General features: G+C 67.5%; 5 protein-coding genes. 1 reads left to right on the forward strand and 4 read right to left on the reverse strand.

Translation table 11 applies throughout. The features are described 5' to 3' along the window. From K789_RS0117535 to K789_RS0117545, 3 genes are all read right to left on the reverse strand, one after another. On the reverse strand, positions 1–817 hold an 817-nt coding region (locus K789_RS0117535), incomplete at its 3' end, for a sugar phosphate isomerase/epimerase family protein (RefSeq protein WP_024367904.1). Further along, the gene (locus tag K789_RS0117540) at positions 817–1,698 is read right to left on the reverse strand and encodes a shikimate dehydrogenase (protein ID WP_024367905.1); all 882 of its coding nucleotides are present in this window, start codon (positions 1,696–1,698) and stop codon (positions 817–819) included. The genes K789_RS0117540 and K789_RS0117535, both read right to left, overlap by 1 nt. A gap of 163 nt (positions 1,699–1,861) precedes the next feature. Then, positions 1,862–2,716, reverse strand: coding sequence for an IclR family transcriptional regulator (locus K789_RS0117545; RefSeq protein WP_024367906.1), 855 nt, complete (start codon positions 2,714–2,716; stop codon positions 1,862–1,864). 226 nt (positions 2,717–2,942) lie between these two features. Here K789_RS0117545 and K789_RS0117550 point away from each other — a divergent pair, with 226 nt between their 5' ends. Then, positions 2,943–4,262: an MFS transporter gene (locus K789_RS0117550; RefSeq protein WP_024367907.1), complete on the forward strand. Its 1,320-nt coding sequence runs from the start codon at positions 2,943–2,945 to the stop codon at positions 4,260–4,262. 89 nt (positions 4,263–4,351) lie between these two features. Here K789_RS0117550 and K789_RS0117555 read toward each other — a convergent pair. Continuing rightward, positions 4,352–5,128 (reverse strand): ATP-dependent DNA ligase (locus tag K789_RS0117555; protein ID WP_024367908.1); only part of this gene is annotated, 777 nt, incomplete at its 5' end.

Below are 5,128 nucleotides of genomic sequence, written 5' to 3' on the forward strand. Positions count from 1 at the left end.
CCAGCCACTTGGCGCTCTGCTCCTCGAGCCAGATCAGCGACCGCATCGCATCCACAGCGGTACGTTCGACGTCGGACTGGCGGAAGACGTCGTTGAAGACCTCCAGGGACACCGGGCCGGTGTAGCCGGCCCGGACCACGTGGCCGAGGAATTTGGCGAGTTCGAACTGCCCTTCGCCCGGGAAGACCCGGTAGTGCCGGCTCCAGGACAGCACGTCCATGGACAGCTTGGGTGCATCGGCCACCTGGACGAAGAAGATTTTGTCCGGGTTGAAGGCTTCGATCGGGGCGGTGTCCCAGTCGCGGGAGAGGATGTGGAAAGAGTCCAGGCAGGTGCCGAGGTTGGGGTGGTCCACCGTTTCCACGAGCCGGTGGGCATGTTCGTAGTCGTTGACGTACTTTCCCCAGGCCAGTGCCTCGTAGGCCACTTTGACGCCGTGGTCCTGGGCGAGGGCGGCGAGGGCGGCGAGCTGTTCGGCCCGGAGTCCGTCGTCGTCGATGCTGGCGGTGGCAACGTTGGAGCAGACCAGGATGGTGTCCATGCCGAGGCGGGACATGAGCCGGAACTTGGCCTCCGCCCGGCGCAGGTTGGCGGCGAGGACATCCCCGGGCACACTGTCGAAGTCGCGGAACGGCTGGTAGAGATCCAGGCTCAGTCCCAGGTCGGCGGCCATCTTCCGGACATCCTCCGGGCTCAGCGGGGACGTGACGAGGTCCTGTTCGAAGATCTCGATCCCGTCGAAGCCCGCGCCGGCGCAGGCCTGCATCTTTTCCCGCAGCGTGCCGGAGAGGCAGACGGTCGCGATACCGGTGCGCATCAGGCAGCCACCTCTTCGGCGGCGACGAGGGCCAGGAAGTGGGCGCGCATCCGGTCGGCGTCGGCCTCAAGGCCGGTGAAGATCCGGAAGGCGTCGGCGGCCTGCCCCACGGCCATCCGCCCGCCGTCGAGCACGTCGCAGCCCTTCGCCCGGGCCTCGCGGATCAGTTGGGTCTCGATCGGGCGGTACACAATATCCGCGACCCAGTGCCGCGCATCCACAAGGGACATGTCCAGCGGGAGGCCGGGGTGGGCGGCCATGCCCACCGGGGTGCAGTGCACCAGGCCGTCGGCCAGCGGCAGCAGCTGCGGCAGCTCCGCCGTCGTCCGTGCGGTGACCAGCTGGTCCGGGAAGAAGCCAGCCAGTTCGGCGGCGCGCGCAGCGCAGCGGGCAGGATCGGTGTCCACCAGGTCCAGTTCGCGGACCCCGGCGGTGAGCAGGGCGTAGGCGACCGCGGAGCCGGCACCGCCGGCACCCAGCTGCACCACGCGGTTCAGCTTGGCGCCGGGCAGGCCCGTGGCCAGGGCGGCCGCGAATCCGGAGAAGTCGGTGTTGTGGCCGATGAAGCGGCCGTCCCGGATGGTCACCGTGTTGACCGCGCCGAGGCGGCGGGCGTCCGGTGTGACCTCGTCAAGGTGTTCCAGGACCAGCTGCTTGCACGGGTGGGTGATGTTCAGCCCGTTGAAACCCAGGCGGTAGGCGCCGGTCAGGAGCTCGCCGACGCTCGGGCCGGGAAGGCCCAGCTCGGTGAGGTCGATGGGGCGGTAGAGGTACCGCAGGCCCTGCACATCGCCTTCGCGTTCGTGCATCAGGGGCGTAAGGGATGGCATAACGCCATCGCCTATCAGTCCCACAAGATAGGACTCTGCTCGATTGCTCATCCGTATAGCTCCTTTGACAACGGCACTCGGCGGGCGGGGACGCACTGGGCGCCGGCCGCAGGCCGGGTGATGGGGATTACATTACCGCAATTGTTCACATGTTGCACTGTTGTTCTACTAGCGAACAAAGTATGACGGCCCATTGCCCGGCCGGTCGGCCGACTCATTGCTGGGGCAGCCGCGCGGACAGCTCTGCTGCCGCTGACTGAAGCAGCGGGACCAGGGCCACGAGGGCCTCCACGCTCATCCTGAAGACCGGGACCGCCGTGGCCAGCGAGGCGAAGGCGTGGCCCTGCGAGTTGAACACCGGGACGGCGACCGCCCGCATGCCCAGCTCGTTTTCCTCGTCCATAACGGCATAGCCGCGCTGGCGGACCAGTTCGATCTCAGCCCGGAAGGCATCCCGGTCCGTGATGGAAAATTCGGTCAGCGGCTCCAGCTCGAGTCCCTCCAGAAGCTGGCTGCGCGTGGTGTCGTCGGCGAAGGCCACCAGAGCCTTGCCCACCGAGGTTGTGTGCAGGGCGCCCAGGTGGCCGGGGTCGCTCGTGACGCGGAAGGTTTGGGGCCCGTCCACCTTATTGACGGTGAGGTGGTGGTTTCCGTCCCGCACGGAGAGGATGGTGGCCTCGCCCGTCTCCTCAGTGACGCGCCGCAGGATGGGCAGGGCCGTGCCGGCGAATCCGTGGTGGTTGGACACCCGCTGGCCGAGCTGGAAGATCCGCAGGCCCAGATGGTAGCGGCGGCCGTCCGGCTCGTAGTCCACGAAGCCGTCCCGGGTCAGGGAGCCCAGCAGGCGGTAGGTGGTACTGAAGGGCAACTCCGCCCGGCGGGACAGCTCCGCGGCACTCGCGCCCCGCGGCTCGTCGCCAAGCAGGACCAGCAGGCCCAGGGCCTTGCCGACCATGTCCGTCCGGGAGTCTTCCTTCCCGGCTTTTGCACTTGCTTTTGCGCCCTGGCCGGCGGGGGCGGCAACAACGGCGGCAGCCTCGGGCACTTCTGTGTCTTGATTCACACTCATTGCTCAATGCTCTCACATGGTGAGAGCTATTTCTAGATGGTGATTATTTTTCTTGACAAGTGTTCGCCCTCACAGTCATGATTGCTACATCGCACAAGTAGCTCCCACCATGTGGCTACTCGTCCGGGTCTTTCCACGAACCTCCGGCTGCCGCACACTTAAAGCCAGCGGCGGCCGAGACCTTCCTGATCCATCCGCGACAATGTCGTCACACAAAAGGAACACCATGAGCCAGACACTCCCGTCTACGACGCCGGGCACTGACGCACCGGCCGGGACACCGAAGAAGGCAGCCCTCGCCAGCTTCCTGGGCAGCGCCGTCGAGTACTACGACTTCTTTATCTTCGGATCCGCCGCCGCGCTGATCTTCCCGACGGTCTTCTTCCCCGACGCCGGCGCCAACGCGGCGATTATGTCCTTCGCGACCTTCGGCTTCGCCTACGTTGCCCGGCCGGTCGGCGCCGTCATCCTGGGACACTTCGGTGACCGGGTGGGCCGCCGCAAGGTGCTCATGTTCACGCTCCTGCTGATGGGCGCCTCCACCTTCGTGATCGGCTGCCTGCCCGACTTCAACACCATCGGCTGGTGGGCTCCGGCCCTGCTGGTGCTGGCGCGTCTCTGCCAGGGCCTCTCCGCGGCCGGCGAGCAGGCCGGCGCCTCCTCCATGACACTGGAGCACGCCCCGGACAACCGCCGCGCCTTCTTCACCTCCTGGACGCTCACCGGCACCCAGGGCGGCCAGATCCTCGCAGCCCTCGTCTTCATCCCCGTCCTGGCGCTGCCGGACGAGATCAAGTACGGCATCGGCTGGCGTATCCCGTTCTGGCTCAGCGCCGTCGTCGTGATTGTTGCGTTCTTCATCCGCCGCACCCTGCACGAGCCCCCGGCCTTCGAGGAAGCACAGAAGAACGCCCAGATCTCCAAGCTCCCCGTCGCGGATCTACTCAAGCACCACTGGCGCGATGTCCTCCGCGTCGTCGCCTGCGCCTTCATCGCCGCCGTCTCCACTGTGTTCGGCACGCTGGCCATCGCCTATGCCAAGACTGTTGCCGGCGTGGACGGCACCACCACCCTCTGGCTCGTCGTCGGCGCCAACGTGGTCGCCCTCGGCACCCAGCCGCTCTTCGGCAAGCTCGCGGACCGGATCGGCCGCAAGCCGGTCTTCATTTACGGCGCCCTGTCCAGTGCGGTCCTGACGCCCGTGTTCTTGCTCAGCCTTGAGTCCGGCAGCGTGCCGCTGATGTTCCTGACCGCCATCGGCTTCTTCTCGTTCGGCTATGCAGCCTCCAACGCCGTCTGGCCCTCCTTCTACGCCGAAATGTTCAGCACCAAGGTCCGCTTCTCCGGCCTGGCCATCGGCACCCAGCTCGGCTTCCTGATGGCAGGCTTCGCCCCGGCAATCGTCGCGGCCATGGGCGGCATCAAGCCCGGCGGCTGGGTCCAGATCAGCATCTTCACCGCCGTCATCTGCGTCATCGCGGCCATCTCGGCCCTGACCGCCAAGGAAACCTTCAAGACGCCCACCAAGGAGCTCGGCCTGAAGTAACCCGCGGCCGTTCCCGCCCGGTTGCTCCGGGCCGCACCACCGGAAGCCCGGCGTGGTCACAGGACACGCCGGGCGTTTCCGTGTCCGGTTCAGTCCCTGCCGGCCCCCAGTACTGCGGCCAGATCGTATGTGACCGGCTCCTCGAGCTGTTCGTAGGTGCAGGAGCGCGGGTCCCGGTCCGGGCGCCAGCGGACAAACTGCGTCGTGTGGCGGAACCGTTCGCCCTCCATGTGGTCGTATTTCACTTCCACCACCCGGTCCGGCCGGAGCGCGGTGAAGGAGAGGTCCTTGCCGCCGCTCCACCGGCCGCCCTCGGCATTGCGCGGCGTCCGCGTCCCGTCCTCCTGCCGGGCCCGGTTCCAGGGATGCTCGTCGATGCCGGTCACGAGCGGCTGGAGTTCCTCGAAGAGTTCCTTGCGGCGCTGCATCGGGAACGCCCCCACGACGCCGACGTTGGCGAGCCGACCGTCGTCGCGATAGAGCCCCAGCAGCAGTGAGCCAATCCGGTCCGGGCCGGAGGTGTGCACCCGGTACCCGGCGAGGACGCAGTCCGCGGTGCGTTCATGCTTGACCTTGAACATCGAGCGCTTGTCCGGCAGGTAGAGCCCGTCCAGCGGTTTGGCCACGATTCCGTCGAGCCCGGCCCCCTCGAAGTGGTGGAACCACTCCTCAGCGGTTCCCCTGTCCCGGGTCGCGGCGGTGAGGTGGATCGGGGCGGCGCTCCCGGCGAGCACGCGTTCCAGCGCCGCGCGCCGCTCGGCAAAGGGCCGCCCGGTGAGGTCCTCGTCGCCGAGGGCCAGCAGGTCAAACGCGACAAAGCTCGCCGGGGTCTGTTCGGCCAGCAGCCGGACCCGGCTCGCGGCGGG

Source organism: Arthrobacter sp. TB 26 (assembly GCF_000427315.1).
GTDB lineage: Bacteria > Actinomycetota > Actinomycetes > Actinomycetales > Micrococcaceae > Arthrobacter.

Coding starts and splice junctions, on each gene's coding strand:
- K789_RS0117545 (WP_024367906.1), bottom strand. CDS start 2,716: ATGAGTGTGAATCAAGACACAGAAGTGCCCGAGGCTGCCGCCGTTGTT.
- K789_RS0117540 (WP_024367905.1), bottom strand. CDS start 1,698: ATGAGCAATCGAGCAGAGTCCTATCTTGTGGGACTGATAGGCGATGGC.
- K789_RS0117550 (WP_024367907.1), top strand. CDS start 2,943: ATGAGCCAGACACTCCCGTCTACGACGCCGGGCACTGACGCACCGGCC.